Annotated in this window: 14 protein-coding genes and 16 tRNA genes; 3 read left to right on the top strand and 27 right to left on the bottom strand. The window is 46.5% G+C overall.

The window, feature by feature from the left end:
- Window positions 1-42: 42 nt before the first annotated feature.
- The 4 genes from QP775_RS23520 to QP775_RS23505 all read right to left on the bottom strand — a co-directional run bounded on the left by QP775_RS23520 (window position 43) and on the right by QP775_RS23505 (window position 3766).
- Window positions 43-495, bottom strand: a complete 453-nt coding sequence (locus QP775_RS23520) for a hypothetical protein (RefSeq protein WP_285109152.1) — start codon at window positions 493-495, stop codon at window positions 43-45.
- 174 nt (window positions 496-669) lie between these two features.
- Window positions 670-1293: a cyclase family protein gene (locus QP775_RS23515; RefSeq protein ID WP_285109151.1), complete on the bottom strand. Its 624-nt coding sequence runs from the start codon at window positions 1291-1293 to the stop codon at window positions 670-672.
- Window positions 1294-1323: 30 nt separating this feature from the next.
- Window positions 1324-2865, bottom strand: a complete 1542-nt coding sequence (gene zwf / locus QP775_RS23510; protein WP_239333135.1) for a glucose-6-phosphate dehydrogenase — start codon at window positions 2863-2865, stop codon at window positions 1324-1326.
- Between the two features lie 112 nt (window positions 2866-2977).
- On the bottom strand, window positions 2978-3766 hold the full coding sequence (locus QP775_RS23505) for a YwmB family TATA-box binding protein (protein WP_285109150.1): 789 nt from the start codon (window positions 3764-3766) through the stop codon (window positions 2978-2980).
- A 137-nt stretch (window positions 3767-3903) separates the two neighbouring features.
- Between QP775_RS23505 and QP775_RS23500 the strand changes: the two genes are divergently transcribed.
- A complete protein-coding gene (locus tag QP775_RS23500) occupies window positions 3904-4278 on the top strand; it encodes a hypothetical protein (RefSeq protein ID WP_239333131.1) in 375 nt (124 codons plus the stop codon).
- A 284-nt stretch (window positions 4279-4562) separates the two neighbouring features.
- On the opposite strand, the gene QP775_RS23495 is transcribed toward QP775_RS23500, so the two are convergent.
- The 7 genes from QP775_RS23495 to QP775_RS23465 form a co-directional block, all read right to left on the bottom strand.
- On the bottom strand, window positions 4563-5225 hold the full coding sequence (locus QP775_RS23495) for a response regulator transcription factor (RefSeq protein WP_425414253.1): 663 nt from the start codon (window positions 5223-5225) through the stop codon (window positions 4563-4565).
- Window positions 5173-6291 carry a sensor histidine kinase gene (locus QP775_RS23490; protein ID WP_239333129.1) on the bottom strand — a complete coding sequence of 373 codons (1119 nt, stop codon included), beginning with the start codon at window positions 6289-6291 and terminating at the stop codon, window positions 5173-5175. Before QP775_RS23490 ends, QP775_RS23495 begins: the two co-directional genes overlap by 53 nt.
- Before the next feature lie 26 nt (window positions 6292-6317).
- Window positions 6318-6965: a cell wall-active antibiotics response protein LiaF gene (gene liaF, locus QP775_RS23485; protein WP_239333127.1), complete on the bottom strand. Its 648-nt coding sequence runs from the start codon at window positions 6963-6965 to the stop codon at window positions 6318-6320.
- Window positions 6966-7077: 112 nt separating this feature from the next.
- A complete protein-coding gene (locus QP775_RS23480; protein ID WP_239333125.1) occupies window positions 7078-7755 on the bottom strand; it encodes a PspA/IM30 family protein in 678 nt (225 codons plus the stop codon).
- A gap of 1 nt (window position 7756) precedes the next feature.
- On the bottom strand, window positions 7757-8248 hold the full coding sequence (locus QP775_RS23475) for a PspC domain-containing protein (RefSeq protein WP_239333123.1): 492 nt from the start codon (window positions 8246-8248) through the stop codon (window positions 7757-7759).
- Window positions 8249-8255: 7 nt separating this feature from the next.
- Window positions 8256-8924 carry a PspA/IM30 family protein gene (locus tag QP775_RS23470; RefSeq protein WP_239333121.1) on the bottom strand — a complete coding sequence of 223 codons (669 nt, stop codon included), beginning with the start codon at window positions 8922-8924 and terminating at the stop codon, window positions 8256-8258.
- Between the two features lie 41 nt (window positions 8925-8965).
- On the bottom strand, window positions 8966-9268 hold the full coding sequence (locus QP775_RS23465) for a LiaF transmembrane domain-containing protein (RefSeq protein WP_239333119.1): 303 nt from the start codon (window positions 9266-9268) through the stop codon (window positions 8966-8968).
- A gap of 259 nt (window positions 9269-9527) precedes the next feature.
- Between QP775_RS23465 and QP775_RS23460 the strand changes: the two genes are divergently transcribed.
- Together QP775_RS23460 and QP775_RS23455 are read left to right on the top strand one after the other, a co-directional pair.
- Window positions 9528-10043, top strand: coding sequence for an NfeD family membrane protein (locus tag QP775_RS23460; RefSeq protein ID WP_285109149.1), 516 nt, complete (start codon window positions 9528-9530; stop codon window positions 10041-10043).
- Between the two features lie 116 nt (window positions 10044-10159).
- Window positions 10160-11677, top strand: a complete 1518-nt coding sequence (locus QP775_RS23455; RefSeq protein ID WP_239333115.1) for a flotillin lipid rafts scaffold protein FloT — start codon at window positions 10160-10162, stop codon at window positions 11675-11677.
- 336 nt (window positions 11678-12013) lie between these two features.
- On the opposite strand, the gene QP775_RS23450 is transcribed toward QP775_RS23455, so the two are convergent.
- From QP775_RS23450 to QP775_RS23375, 16 genes are all read right to left on the bottom strand, one after another.
- Window positions 12014-12095, bottom strand: a tRNA-Leu gene (locus QP775_RS23450).
- Between the two features lie 14 nt (window positions 12096-12109).
- Window positions 12110-12186: transfer RNA gene (locus tag QP775_RS23445), tRNA-Arg, on the bottom strand.
- Between the two features lie 36 nt (window positions 12187-12222).
- A tRNA-Cys gene (locus QP775_RS23440) sits at window positions 12223-12297 on the bottom strand.
- 4 nt (window positions 12298-12301) lie between these two features.
- Window positions 12302-12376 (bottom strand) — tRNA-Gly (locus QP775_RS23435).
- A gap of 3 nt (window positions 12377-12379) precedes the next feature.
- Window positions 12380-12454, bottom strand: a tRNA-Gln gene (locus QP775_RS23430).
- Between the two features lie 8 nt (window positions 12455-12462).
- Window positions 12463-12538: transfer RNA gene (locus QP775_RS23425), tRNA-His, on the bottom strand.
- A 38-nt stretch (window positions 12539-12576) separates the two neighbouring features.
- Window positions 12577-12650: transfer RNA gene (locus tag QP775_RS23420), tRNA-Trp, on the bottom strand.
- Between the two features lie 4 nt (window positions 12651-12654).
- Window positions 12655-12740, bottom strand: a tRNA-Tyr gene (locus QP775_RS23415).
- A 4-nt stretch (window positions 12741-12744) separates the two neighbouring features.
- Window positions 12745-12820: transfer RNA gene (locus QP775_RS23410), tRNA-Thr, on the bottom strand.
- A 12-nt stretch (window positions 12821-12832) separates the two neighbouring features.
- Window positions 12833-12908 (bottom strand) — tRNA-Phe (locus QP775_RS23405).
- A gap of 39 nt (window positions 12909-12947) precedes the next feature.
- Window positions 12948-13024 (bottom strand) — tRNA-Asp (locus tag QP775_RS23400).
- A gap of 10 nt (window positions 13025-13034) precedes the next feature.
- Window positions 13035-13111, bottom strand: a tRNA-Met gene (locus QP775_RS23395).
- Between the two features lie 6 nt (window positions 13112-13117).
- Window positions 13118-13193: transfer RNA gene (locus QP775_RS23390), tRNA-Val, on the bottom strand.
- A gap of 88 nt (window positions 13194-13281) precedes the next feature.
- Window positions 13282-13356, bottom strand: a tRNA-Glu gene (locus QP775_RS23385).
- 7 nt (window positions 13357-13363) lie between these two features.
- Window positions 13364-13456: transfer RNA gene (locus QP775_RS23380), tRNA-Ser, on the bottom strand.
- 3 nt (window positions 13457-13459) lie between these two features.
- Window positions 13460-13535, bottom strand: a tRNA-Asn gene (locus tag QP775_RS23375).
- Window position 13536: the final 1 nt, after the last annotated feature.

Raw genomic sequence — 13536 nt, 5'->3', positions numbered from 1 at the left:
TCAAAATCACATAACATCTATTCTAACATAAAAGAGGGTATCTTAGAAACGGGATTCTGGTTGGTAAAATGCCCGCATAACCAATGTGACATCATGAATTTCGGCATCTCCGCTTTGATCTACGACAACCCAATTCGTCGCTAGTGTTGATTCCAGCATAGCTGCATCCTCCGCGCTTACTTGAAGGCCATCCATACGCCCTTCACTTTCGGTATAATCAGAGCCTGCTTCGAAGCCTAAGCGTTCCCGCACCCAATTTTTCAGGCCGTACACCGTATTAAATGTCATCTTGTAGCCGTGTGTCACTGCTGATTCAAGATCTTCGCCATGCTCACGAGCATAAGTTACCCATTCCGTGTAGTTGCCCGCTTCACATAATAAAGCAACATCGTTATGCTGAATCACTTGAAGCAGCTGTTCATCAGACAGACCGAACCGACGTGCTTTTTCTAGCAGTACAGCGCTATTTTGGGAAATTCGTACCGGAGTTGTCATGTATCATCATCCTTTTCCATCATATTCTTGTTATATCTATCGATAACACGCTTTATACCTGCTGCAGCTCAGATTGCGCCTCTTACTCTGTAACACAGTCTCAGCTCTAGTACGGAAAAGACTGTGCCTCTAAAAGAGAGCACAGTCCAGTCATTCATCCGCCTATATCTTAGCTTAGGAGCCAATCAGGAACGCGCGTGCTGGAGCCGCCTCGATACCCGTCAGCTTAAGCGGAGCAATCACCATAAAATAGGTTCCCTGCTCCACTTCTTTTAGGCGTAAGCCTTCTACAATAATGATATCATTCTGGAAAAGCGGTCGGTGTGTCGTATAGTTCGGCTGCGCACGCTCAATGCCGAGCCCATCCGTACCTACACCTTTTACACCAAGCTCAATTAAGTACTCAGCTCCCGTCTCATTCAGAAATACAAATTCGAAGTCAAACTCTTCCGAAGAAGAGTTACGTGTCTTAAACAAAACCCAGTCTCCGCGCTGCAAGCCAAATGGCTCCAAATCTTCGCGACCGATGCTATCCTGTAAATGTGTTAAGTCCAGAACACGTGCATGTCCAACAAGTTGATCGAGTCCAATCGATTCAATCGTATCGCCATTCTCCAACATATGTAACGGCGCATCTACGTGCGTGCCGCAATGTACATCAATATCGATCCGCGATTCATATGCCTTAGCGTTCGAGAAATTCTGTACGTTGCGAATAACTGGCTTCTTCTCATCTTTATTCTTGTAGACCTGCATACCGTCTTGAATCGTCATCGAGATATCGTAAATCTTAAACAACGCTTTCGCCTCCTAGTCGGTCGTCGATCGTTATTTCCACACAACGGTATCTTCTTCTTGGCCGTTCACAGGCCACCAGCGATAACCGTCTTGCTCCAACAGTTCATTAGCAGCCTGTGGCCCCCATGATCCGGCTGGATATTGGTGAAGATCATCGTTCGATTCGCGCCAAGCTTCAGCGATCTTATCCACGAAGGACCACGCTGCAGCCACTTCATCCCAACGGGTAAAGTACGTTGAATCGCCGCGTGCTGCGTCAAAGATCAAACGCTCGTATGCTTCCGGCGTGTTAATGCCGATCATGCAGCTCTGGCAGAAGTCCATAGCAAGCGGTTGAATGCCGCCTTCAGCTCCAGGCTTCTTGCCATTGATACGGACATAGATCCCTTCCATCGGATTAACCCGAATAACAAGGAGATTCGGCTCAAGCTTATGCTTACGACCCAAATAAACGTTAGATGGCATACTCTTGAACTCCACGACCACTTCGGTGGTCTTCACAGGGAGGCGTTTGCCTGTACGAATGTAGAACGGTACTCCCGCCCAGCGGAAGTTGTCCACAAATACCCGTGCCGCAAAATAAGTCTCCGTTACGGATGCAGGGTTCACCTTCTCTTCTTCGCGATAACCAGGCAGTTCTTTGCCTTTCATAGCACCAGCGGAGTACTGACCGCGAATCACATGATCATGTACTTCCTCTGCAGTATGATATTGACGCAAGGAACGAAGCACCTTAACCTTCTCATCACGAATATCCTCCGGATGGAGACGGCTTGGTGGCTCCATGGCGATCATCGTCAGCATTTGCAGCATATGATTCTGAGCCATATCGCGTAAAGCGCCAGCATGGTCATAATAACCGCCGCGTTCTTCCACGCCTACGGTCTCAGATAAGGAAATCTGAATATTGGCAATGTGCTTGTTGTTCCAGAGCGGCTCGAAGAAGGCATTCGCAAAGCGAATCACTTCAATATTTTGAACCATCTCTTTGCCGAGATAGTGATCAATACGATAAATCTGTTCTTCCTTAAAGACAGAGCTAAGCTGCTCATTCAAGCGTTCTGCCGACTCCAGGTCATACCCGAATGGCTTCTCAATGACAAGCCGAGTCCAGCCTGTTGTATCCAGCATTCCACCATCACGCAAGTTATGTGAAACGCTGCCGAACAATTCTGGCGCAAGCGCCATATAAAATAAGCGATTGCCTGGAACGTCGAACTTACGTTCAATCTCTTCCGTCTGCACAGTCAGCTCGCGGAAACCGTCCACATTGTTGATATCGAGAGGTTTGTATTCGAAATGCTCAGCAAATCGTTCCCACTCTCCATTATCCTTCACATCGTATCGACAAAATTCATCAATCGATGCACGAACATCTACACGGAACTCATCGTTCGTGCGCGGGCGACGCGCAAGTCCTACAACGGCAAAGCGCTCGCCAAGCTTGCCTTCACGATATAAGCTGTATATGGCAGGAAACAGCTTACGGCGCGCAAGGTCTCCGGTAGCACCAAAAATGAAAAAGACGGCGCCATCGGACAATATCGATTCTTGATTATGCATCTCAGTCATCTCTCTCCATCATCCTTACACTCGTTTATAGAACTTCAACATTTTTATTTCGAATGTGATGCCATTTTAGCACATAAATCTGCAGGATTCCATCTTTCTAGACAAATCATTCCTAGTATTCTCCAGAGATTAATGGAGTACCAAATGAGATTCGTGTTATTCCCGTACTGCCGTTCTCCTGTACGGCAACCTGAAGGTTCGCGTGCCCATCCTTCATCGCAACCCCTTCACCCATATAACTAGTCTCGTAAGAAGCACTGATTGTCCTGTCATCTTCGTATATATCCAACGGATTAGCGCTGCCCCATTCTTTGATTGCCTGCTCTGCCTTTGCCCATGCTGCATCACGTCTTAAGCTCGTTTCCGTCTGTACAGTCGCATTCCAATCGTTCTCATAGTCCCCACCCGTTAACAGACTGCGAAGACGATCAGCTTCTTCCACGCTCTGCTTCATCCCGCCATTCGCAGCCCCTTTTATCGTCACGACATAATAGGCACGTCCATCCTTTTCGCGAAATAAAAGGATATCGCCTTCCCAAGAGGAAGCGCCATAATGAGAACGATACACGGTACGCCCGTGCTCTGTAACTTCGGCAAATGGCTCCTTGTGTTTAATGACAAGCGACCACTCGTTCCGTTCCTTCCCCCAGTTTTCTTCCGCCGTATGAAAGCTTCCCTGCACCGTAATGGTGGTGTTAAATTTGCGTTCGCCGCTAAGCTCAGCCAATACCCACAACATGCTTACCCGTTCCGAAATGGATGGTACCTGCTTCTGATCCGCTTTTGCTACCGTTGCAGCAGCACTGCTGAGCATAGGACCGCCCCAGGATGCCGCAGCTCCACACATCGCAAACAAAGTCAAGCTAAGCACTGCAATCCATCTTCCTTGTCGTTTCATCATGTCGTCGACCTCCATTACAAAATAGTGTCTTTTACTAGCAAAATAGGCTGAAGACCGTTAGGTGAACGTCCATACGCGACTGTCACGTCTTGAATACATTAAATAACAAAACGTTTGTTGAAAGGAGACTGGTGAGAATGATCCCTATACCATTGGATGAAAGAACGATATCACAATTTTGTGGACGTTCAGTTGGTGTTGTGACCAAAGATGGTCGAGAGTATATCGGACGTCTGAGTCATTGTGAGAACGGCAAGCTCATTTTAAACGCTGATTCCTCTCCAGCACATTTATCCGGGGAGACGAAGGAGACTGCACCGAGTAAAAAGAAGGGGAAAAAATCAAAAGCTAAAACCTCCCCCGATACTAGTCCAACTGCAGTCGCAGCAAATTATATTGCAGATCCCTACGCCGCAGCTCGGTATTCATATCCTTATCGGCCATTTAATTACGGCCCCCGGGTAGACTTGGACTTAGCACTGGTCTCTTTATTGTTTCTGCTTGTTTTGTAAGACTCCTGCTTTCTGTAAATGCTGATTCCATCAAGCTTTATCGAGCATTTCCTACGATAATCGACCTATATATTTCGGTAAATTTTGCATAGGCTCACACGTACTTATCCTATGATTTGACTATGTTAAGTTATGTCGGATAGAGTTATTTATGTACTTGTGAACTTACGTATAGCTTGTCCTACAAGGCGAGAAAGCGATTCCGACTGCCTACTCGTTCTAGCAGACAAAAAGAAAAGGCAGCCCCCATACTGTATACACAGTACGTGGAGCTGCCTTGTCATTTATTCGCTTAAGCCGTTCTTATACGCATATATAGCTGCTTGCGTTCGATCTTCTACACCAAGCTTCGCCAATATATTTGTCACATGAAATTTTACAGTTTTTATTCCGATGAACAAATCATCCGCAATATCTTGATTGGATTTGCCTTGTGCCAGCAATCGCAGTACGTCCATCTCGCGCTCTGTCAGATGTTCGTGAGCAGCTTGGGTCGGCTTTGGCTGACGAAAACGGTTCATCATCTTGGACGCCACTTGCGACTCTAGTACAGACTGACCTCTTGCCGCCGCACGGATCGCCTCTGCGATCTCCGTCGCACGTGACGTCTTCAGCAAGTAACTGAAAGCCCCCGCTTCAATAACGGGATACATCTTCTCGTCATCCAGGTAGCTGGTCAGTACGATTACTTTGCATTCCGGATAAAGCTGCAGCAACTTACGTGTAGATTCGATACCGTCCATGCCATCCATGACAAGATCCATAAGAACAACATCCGGCTTATATTCCTGGGCAAGCCTGATCCCTTCTTCACCATTGCTTGCTTCCCCAACAACTTCAATGCCATCTTCCGTACTTAATACAGCAGCAAGACCGATTCGGACCATCTCATGGTCATCCACGAGCAGCACCCGAATCGATGTCTCGATATCCATTTCTATCGCCATCGCTAACCTCTTCCTCCTTCCAAGCCGGTTCGTCTTTTAACACTGGTACCCGAATCTCAATACGTGTTCCTTTATCAGGGGCCGTAATAAATTGAATAGAGCCTCCAATCTCGTTAACACGCTCCTGCATTGTACGCAGACCGTAACTTGCCTGCTTATGATCCTCCCAATGAAAACCAACTCCATTATCACGAATCATCAGTCTTACAGCATCCTCACGATTCTGCAGCCTAATCTCCATACGCTCAGCCTTGGAATGCCGTAACGTATTCGATAGTGCTTCTTGAATAATGCGGAACAGATGATTCTCCACACCCTTAAGCAGTTGAATATCCTCATCCACTTCACAATGAATATCAATCGGGACTTTGGACTGCAGTTCATGCACCAGTTCCCGCAACCCTTGAACTAACCCCTTGCCTTCCAGGTGTACCGGCCGCAAGTGCAGCAGCAGCGCCCTCATTTCCGATTGCGCTACCGATGCCATCTCTTCGATCAGTTCGACCTGACGCTCTGCCCGATCAAAATCACGGCCTAACGTACGTTTGACTGCAGTTGCGGTCATTGAGATCGCAAACAATTGCTGACTGACCGCATCATGCAACTCCCGCGCCAATCGCTGCCGCTCTTCAATTATAGCCGTAATTCGCGCTTGTTCCGCAAGCTGCGCATTATTGGTCGATAGACGCTGCAGGGAGGTCACTTGCTCCTCCCAACGCTTACTGACCCGACCTAATTGTTCCGCAAGCTGTCCAAGTTCGTCATTGCCGAGCTCCGGCATCGGTCTGGACAGGTTGCCCTTCTCTAAGAGCACCATCGATTCGCGCAGCAGCTCAATTCTGCGCTTGATCTTATAGCCTTGATAAAAACCAAATAACGTCGCAATAACAGCAACGACCAGTAGAGCTGATAACGTTGCCTTTACTCCAGCTGCCCATGTTTCAAAGGGCTGAACATAACCCGCTGATTGCAGCATGTATACGATGATAAAAAACAAAGCAAAGGAAAGGAGCAGCGTTTCCCCCATAAATCGTATTACCATATTTGCATTCTTCTTGCTATTCATGCGGAAAGCTTCTCCTTTCACCTGACTTAGTGCAATTTAATGTCAATATCTCCTACGATATACGAAAGATACAGTTTCACTCTTTGATCCATTTTCTCATAATTTGGAGATCGCCACGTCCATTTATTAAAAAATCCCGTGTCTCTGTCATGGCCCACATCGATTTGTCCAAATAAAACAGTTGCTTCGATCTCAACACCGATATGGTCTGGAATTATAATATCAATATCACCAATAACTCCTTGGAAGAGAAGCGTTGTCTCTGGTTCCTCCAGAATCGCAAGTGACAAGTCAATATCACTTTCCCCGACAAGATGCCATAAGCTTTGACTATACAGATGATAAGGCTCACGATCCCACTTTAAGCTAGTCGATAAATTCTGACGCTTTATGACTTGCTCATTCGGCTGCACCTTACGCGATCTGACATAAAATAAGCCTAATGAGATAAGAACGATGCCAATAAACAACGGCAGATGCTCCAACAGAAGTATGGCTCCACCAACACCGAGCAGCACATATCCGATCTTGGTTTCCATCGACTGCACTTTACGCATGCCGACAACGATCAGCACAAGGGCGACAAACGTCCCGAAGCTTAGCCATTTTCCGATTAATATAAACAGCCCCAGCACAATAAGAATATAAGCAAGTATTCGGTTATTCGACAACATGTCGCACCTCCTGTTCTGTCATTGTACAAAGGCACTAACGGCGATGCAGGATGCATCGCCGTATTTAGCCCAATGATTAGCATATCATACTCTATCATTAAACCCCAAGAGGTTATTCCGTTTTGCCGAGCTTTTGCTTTAATGCTGCAAGTTGTTCTTCTACTTTTAATTGCTTTTCAGGATCAACCGGCGGTTGATAAACAGATGCGGTTGAGCTATATGGCACTCGCAGGACATCAGCTTCTGCTTCTAGCTGCATAATTTTCTCCTCCATACGGTGGAAACCAAGCGATGCACTTCCGCTTTCAATTGTATGCAGCGTATTGATGGATGACATTTGCTTACGGGCTTGTGCCATTTGAGCACGTGCAGCCAATTCATTACGTTTGTTACGAAGCTTGTAGAACTCATCCTTCATGACGTGCATTTGATGCATCAACTCTTCTGCCTGTGCTTTCGCCTGAGCATGGAGATCGCCGAATTCTACTATCTTTTGATCATAGTACAATTTTTCTTCCAGCAATTTTCTTGCCAATTCCTCTTGGCCTGAAGTCAATGCACGTCCTGCTTGTGCTTCACGTTCACCCGAAACGCGTACTGCTTCCTCGTAACGTTGTTTCATACGGCGCTCGTTAGCCATTTGCTTAGCGACTGTTACTTCAGCCTCACGAATTTCTTGCTCCATATCACGCAGGTATTGATTCAACATTACTACCGGATCCTCAACCTTATCCAACAAATCATGTACAGATGCCTTTGTCATGTCCTTAATACGTTTAAATACTCCCATTTTACTTATCCCCTTTCTCGTACTTTGCGAGTTTCTCGCGCAATTGTTGTAATTCGTTCATCATAGCTTTCTTCTCAATATCACCCATCATGGAGTCGATATTCGAACTGTTGTTATCGTACGAACTGTTATATTGCTGCTGTGAGCGATAATCGTTGCGGCTGCGATAGTCATTGCGATGGTATTGGGCATCGCGGTCATGTGAGTATCCTCCACCTGCATAGCCGCCATTATAGCCTTGTTGGTCATAGTAATTGTTTGGACCATATCCGTTCGAACCGTTAAATCCCATCGGGCCATGCGGCCGAGGCTCTTTCGGAACTACAAGTGCTATGACAAAGTAGACAACGAGCAGGGTGAATCCGGAAAATATGACCCCGATCACAAACAACACACGGATGAGTGTTGCATCGATATTCAGCCATTCCGCAAGTCCGCCACACAGTCCGCACATTTTAGAATCACGTGTGGAACGATACAGCTTCTTGTTCATCCTTCTATCACTCCTTAGGTGTGTTCAGCTTCTGCTTCAAGCGCTCCATCTCCTGCTGCACTTGGGCATCCTTTTCATAAGAGCCTCTATAGCTGGCTTCATTCATACGGCGAACGTCGCGCAAGCTTTGGGATTCCCACTCCATATCAGTCACACGATCGTCCAATCGACGGAACATGCCATCAACCTGGTTTGGATTCCCCAATCCCCGTTCGTTCATACGCTGCTGCAAACGAATCGTCTGCATACGGGCGATGAACATTTGACGTTTGTCATACACCGTTTGGAATTCGCTTTTTAAAGTGTGCAGTTGTTCTTCCAGATCGAGAATCGCCTGCTTGCTTTTATCATATAAATCTGTGTAATTTAACACTTTCTCTTCATGCATCAATTTCTCTTGAAGGGCTAGCTTAGCTGCATATTCCTCATTAGCTTTAAGAGCCAGCAGAGCTTGCTGCTCTCTACGATCGCGAAGTTCCGCTGCTTGATTAAGCTGCTGCTTCATCTGGTTCGCATGCATGACATACTGTTGATACAACCGCTCCGCTTCCGTAATTTCTTGACGAGTACGCATCAGAAACTGGTCAATGAGGCGAATCGGGTCTTCCGACTTCTCTAAATGTTCGTTTAGTGAGGCGAGTGTAATATCTCGTACTCGCCGGAATATATTGCTCATGCTGTTTAACCCTCCTTATTTCGAATTTCAGTAGCCTATGTTTAATTTGGATACCCTTTACGTTTGCCTACCAGCATAGACACTCCAAAACATATCATGCCGATTGCAATAAGTAAGCCGATAATCCAGGACAACTTGCCAATTAAGGAAATGGCACCGATGATAATGAATATCCAACCAAAGAACGAATTTCCTGCTTTAATGCCGTAATATCCAAGTGCAATCATTGCAACTGGTATCAGGTATCCGAACAATCCTCCAAAGCTTAAACCAAGCTTACTCAACAAGAGGAATGCCCCAAGTCCGATCAACAGTAATGCTAGAGTATTTCCTTTCTTTTGCATTGTGTTCGTCACCACCTTTCATATGTCGTTTGCTTATGTCTTTATTCTAGGTTGTTTCTTGTCATCTCAAAACAGGCTGTGGACGGTATTTAAACCTAGACTGAAGTCGGGGGCCTCCATAGACTCCAGTTCTGCATGCCCCTCGCCCATTGAAACTAACACCTGATTCAAACGTATATAATTCCATAACTGCCCATTAGAGTGATTTCATTACCAAATGGAAAGCAGATGAGGCAGCTTTCATGTGAGGAGTGATGCGATGGAAGCTTTATATTGGGGTTTACTCGTGTTTGGTGTTATTTATGCGCTTGTTACGCTAATATTTAGCGATTTATTGGAACATGCCTTTCACTTTGTAGTCGGTGATACCCATGTTCAATTTTTACAGCCCACTGTACTAGTCAGCGGCTTAACTTCAATTGGCGCCATCGGCATTTTGCTTACCCGATACTCCTTGCTTCACACTGGTTTTATAGTCACCATCGCGGTTGCAGGAGCTATTTTGATAGCTGTGCTCGTTTACTTCCTCTATATAAAACCGATGGAGAACAGTGAGAATTCTATTGGTTATTCCATCCATGAATTAGTAGGCTCAATTGGGGATGTCAGTATTGCGATACCCGCCCAGGGCTATGGTGAAGTGCTGATTAAAGTTGGGGTAAGCAATACGAATCAGATCGCGGCCTCTTTTGATGGAATTGCTATAGCTCAAGATAGTCGGGTAGTTGTTATCGAGGTGAGAGAACATACGGTATTTGTATCCATCCTTGAATAATCTCTTAGTTAAATCATATTCTTTACCACACAAATCAATCCATATGTTCGTTTGTTGTGAAAAGCTTCATTCCGAAGTTTTTCTCATACATATATGAATAAAAAGGAGAGAATGGGATGGAAGATTATTTATTGATACCCCTTATCCTAGTGGGTGTGATCGTTGTACTAGGCTTGGCATTTTGGGCACGATACAAAACCGTAAGCCCAGACGAAGCAATGATTGTGACTGGTTCATATCTAGGCAGCCGTAATGTGTCCTCAGATGAAACCGGCCGCAAGATGAAAATCGTCCGCGGTGGCGGTGCCTTTATACTTCCTATTTTCCAGCAATCACAGTTTTTATCTTTGCTTTCACACAAGCTCGATGTCACAACACCTGAAGTGTACACCGAGCAAGGGGTTCCAGTCCTGACAGACGCCGTTGCTATCATTAAAATCGGAGGATCTGTGGAAGATGTGGCAACAGCTGCGGAGCAGTTTCTTGGGAAGCCTACGGTGGCATTGCAGAGTGAAGCCCAAGAAGTATTAGAAGGTCATCTTCGGGCCATTCTTGGATCGATGACCGTCGAAGAAGTATACCGCAACCGTGATCGCTTCGCGCAGGAGGTTCAATCCGTTGCCGCTAAAGATCTCAAGAAGATGGGATTGTTAATTGTCTCTTTTACCATCAAAGACGTTCGCGACAAGCATGGTTACCTAGAAGCACTCGGGAAGCCTCGGATTGCAGCTGTAAAACGAGACGCGGATATTGCTGAGGCAGAAGCAATTCGTGATTCTCGAATTCAGAAGGCGAAGGCGGAGGAAGAAGGTATGAAGGCTGAGCTCCTTCGTGATACGAATATTGCTGAAGCCGGTAAAGAGAAAGAACTGAAGATCGCTTCCTTTAAGAAAGAACAGGATCAAGCAAGAGCCGAAGCGGATCAGGCATATCATATCCAGGAAGCACGTTCCAAGCAAAGTGTAGTTGAAGAGCAAATGCGTGTTGAACTGGTTAGAAAAGAACGTGAAATCGATCTCGAGGGCAAAGAAATACTGCGCCGCGAGAAGCAATATGATTCTGAAGTGAAGAAGAAGGCCGATGCAGAGCGTTATTCCGTCGTTCAAGCTGCGGAAGCGGAAAAATCCCGCAAAGTTCTTGAAGCGGATGCGCTGCAATACCGCATCGAAGCCGAAGCGAAGGCATTAGCCGAGCAGAAGCGGCTTGAAGGTCTTGCAATTGCAGACGCAGAACGCGCTCGTGGTACAGCTGAAGCCGATGTTATCCGCTTGCGAGGTCTAGCTGAAGCAGAAGCCAAGCAGAAGCTAGCTGAAGCATTCGAAAAGTTTGGCGAAGCAGCAGTGCTCGACATTGTCGTAAAGATGCTTCCTGAATTAGCAGGTAAAGTAGCTGAACCAATTAAGTCGATTGACAAATTGACGGTAGTAGATACAGGGCATGGTGAAGGAGCAGCCCGCGTCAGCAACTATGTCACCCAACTTATGGCGACAGCGCCACAAATGCTCAAAGATGTCTCAGGACTCGACATTGAGAAAATGATCAAAAGATTGACCGATGGCGCAGGAAGCGAACCTAGCCGTGCAGTGATTGCTCCAACTGCAGATATACCAGTTACTAACAGTGATACGCAATAAAATATTATAATTATAAAGAGCCAAGCAGACGCGAGCATAAGCTTCACTGCTTGGCTTTTGTATTAGAATATAGACAATCGTATCGATTCTGTTGTTGGATAAGCTGTCCTACATTCTCGGTAGTTGCATACAATAGCAATCCATTTACTAAACAAGCATGCCATACAAACAAGGCCCATACGATTTTAGATGCTGCGCATATGCAGTCAACAAGTCTTAATTAGTTATTAACGAATATTGTTGTATGCTTTCCCTATCTATAAGTTATTCTGTCTATAAATTATTCTTTTAAAGCAATAAAAAAACCCAAGATCATCTTGGGTCTGAATTTTGAAATGGTGCCGGTGAGAGGACTCGAACCTCCACGGTTTCCCTCACGATTTTGAGTCGCGCGCGTCTGCCATTCCGCCACACCGGCATATTAAATTTAAGTGGCGTGCCCTGAGAGATTCGAACTCCCGACCTTTTGATTCGTAGTCAAATACTCTATCCAGCTGAGCTAAGGGCACATATGAAGCCATTTCAATCAAATCTTTTAAAAATTTTGGAGGCGCCACCCAGATTTGAACTGGGGAATAAAGCTTTTGCAGAGCTTTGCCTTACCACTTGGCTATGGCGCCATAATGGAGCGGACAACGGGATTCGAACCCGCGACCCTCGCCTTGGCAAGGCGATACTCTACCACTGAGCTATGTCCGCAAATGGCTGGGGATATAGGATTTGAACCTATGCATGACGGAGTCAAAGTCCGTTGCCTTACCGCTTGGCTAATCCCCAAAGGTATATGGGGCGATCGAGGGGACTTGAACCCCCGAGTGCCGGAGCCACAATCCGGTGCGTTAACCCCTTCGCCACGACCGCCACATTCCTAAAAATATTCATTTTCGCCAAGATCTTCTTGGCAGGGGCAGCAGGAATTGAACCCACACCAACGGTTTTGGAGACCGTTGTTCTACCTTTAAACTATGCCCCTATAATGGTGGAGGATGATGGATTCGAACCACCGAACCCGGACGGGAACAGATTTACAGTCTGCTGCGTTTGGCCACTTCGCTAATCCTCCAAGATGGTGCCGGCGAAAGGAGTCGAACCCTCGACCTACTGATTACAAGTCAGCCGCTCTACCAACTGAGCTACACCGGCGCAAAACTTATATGGTGGCTCGGGACGGAATCGAACCGCCGACACAAGGATTTTCAGTCCTTTGCTCTACCGACTGAGCTACCGAGCCTAATTTCGTACTTAATCGCCCTAACCAATATTAATTAAATGGCGGAGCTGACGGGATTCGAACCCGCGGTCTCCTGCGTGACAGGCAGGCATGTTAGGCCTCTACACCACAGCTCCACGATTTATTTGGTTGCGGGGGCAGGATTTGAACCTACGACCTTCGGGTTATGAGCCCGACGAGCTACCGAACTGCTCCACCCCGCGATATTATGGTGGACGCTGACGGGATCGAACCGCCGACCCTCTGCTTGTAAGGCAGATGCTCTCCCAGCTGAGCTAAGCGTCCATGTTGTTGTTTCATCAGCGACTTTTATATCATATCAAATCTTCAAAGCTTATTCAACCCTCAATTATTACCAGTTGAGAAGTTGTAATGGTGACCCGTAGGGGATTCGAACCCCTGTTACCTCCGTGAAAGGGAGGTGTCTTAACCCCTTGACCAACGGGCCATGCTACTGGCGGAGAGAGGGGGATTCGAACCCCCGAGACGCTTGTGGCGCCTACACGATTTCCAATCGTGCTCCTTCGACCAAACTCGGACATCTCTCCATATGGCTCCCCGAACAGGACTCGAACCTGTGACAACTCGATTAACAGTCGAGTGCTCTACCAACTGAGCTATCAGGGAA

The sequence above is a fragment of the Paenibacillus sp. UMB4589-SE434 genome, assembly GCF_030226685.1.
Lineage (GTDB): Bacteria > Bacillota > Bacilli > Paenibacillales > Paenibacillaceae > Paenibacillus_B.
The sequence above is the reverse complement of the archived record's forward strand: the minus strand, read 5'-3'. Positions and strand labels throughout refer to the sequence as shown.

Bases quoted from the DNA above. Each gene is read 5' to 3' on its own strand.
- QP775_RS23520 (WP_285109152.1), bottom strand. From the start codon at position 495: ATGACAACTCCGGTACGAATTTCCCAAAATAGCGCTGTACTGCTAGAA.
- zwf (WP_239333135.1), bottom strand. From the start codon at position 2,865: ATGACTGAGATGCATAATCAAGAATCGATATTGTCCGATGGCGCCGTC.
- QP775_RS23505 (WP_285109150.1), bottom strand. From the start codon at position 3,766: ATGATGAAACGACAAGGAAGATGGATTGCAGTGCTTAGCTTGACTTTG.
- QP775_RS23500 (WP_239333131.1), top strand. From the start codon at position 3,904: ATGATCCCTATACCATTGGATGAAAGAACGATATCACAATTTTGTGGA.
- QP775_RS23495 (WP_425414253.1), bottom strand. From the start codon at position 5,225: ATGGCGATAGAAATGGATATCGAGACATCGATTCGGGTGCTGCTCGTG.
- QP775_RS23490 (WP_239333129.1), bottom strand. From the start codon at position 6,291: ATGAATAGCAAGAAGAATGCAAATATGGTAATACGATTTATGGGGGAA.
- liaF (WP_239333127.1), bottom strand. From the start codon at position 6,965: ATGTTGTCGAATAACCGAATACTTGCTTATATTCTTATTGTGCTGGGG.
- QP775_RS23480 (WP_239333125.1), bottom strand. From the start codon at position 7,755: ATGGGAGTATTTAAACGTATTAAGGACATGACAAAGGCATCTGTACAT.
- QP775_RS23475 (WP_239333123.1), bottom strand. From the start codon at position 8,248: ATGAACAAGAAGCTGTATCGTTCCACACGTGATTCTAAAATGTGCGGA.
- QP775_RS23470 (WP_239333121.1), bottom strand. From the start codon at position 8,924: ATGAGCAATATATTCCGGCGAGTACGAGATATTACACTCGCCTCACTA.
- QP775_RS23465 (WP_239333119.1), bottom strand. From the start codon at position 9,268: ATGCAAAAGAAAGGAAATACTCTAGCATTACTGTTGATCGGACTTGGG.
- QP775_RS23460 (WP_285109149.1), top strand. From the start codon at position 9,528: ATGGAAGCTTTATATTGGGGTTTACTCGTGTTTGGTGTTATTTATGCG.
- QP775_RS23455 (WP_239333115.1), top strand. From the start codon at position 10,160: ATGGAAGATTATTTATTGATACCCCTTATCCTAGTGGGTGTGATCGTT.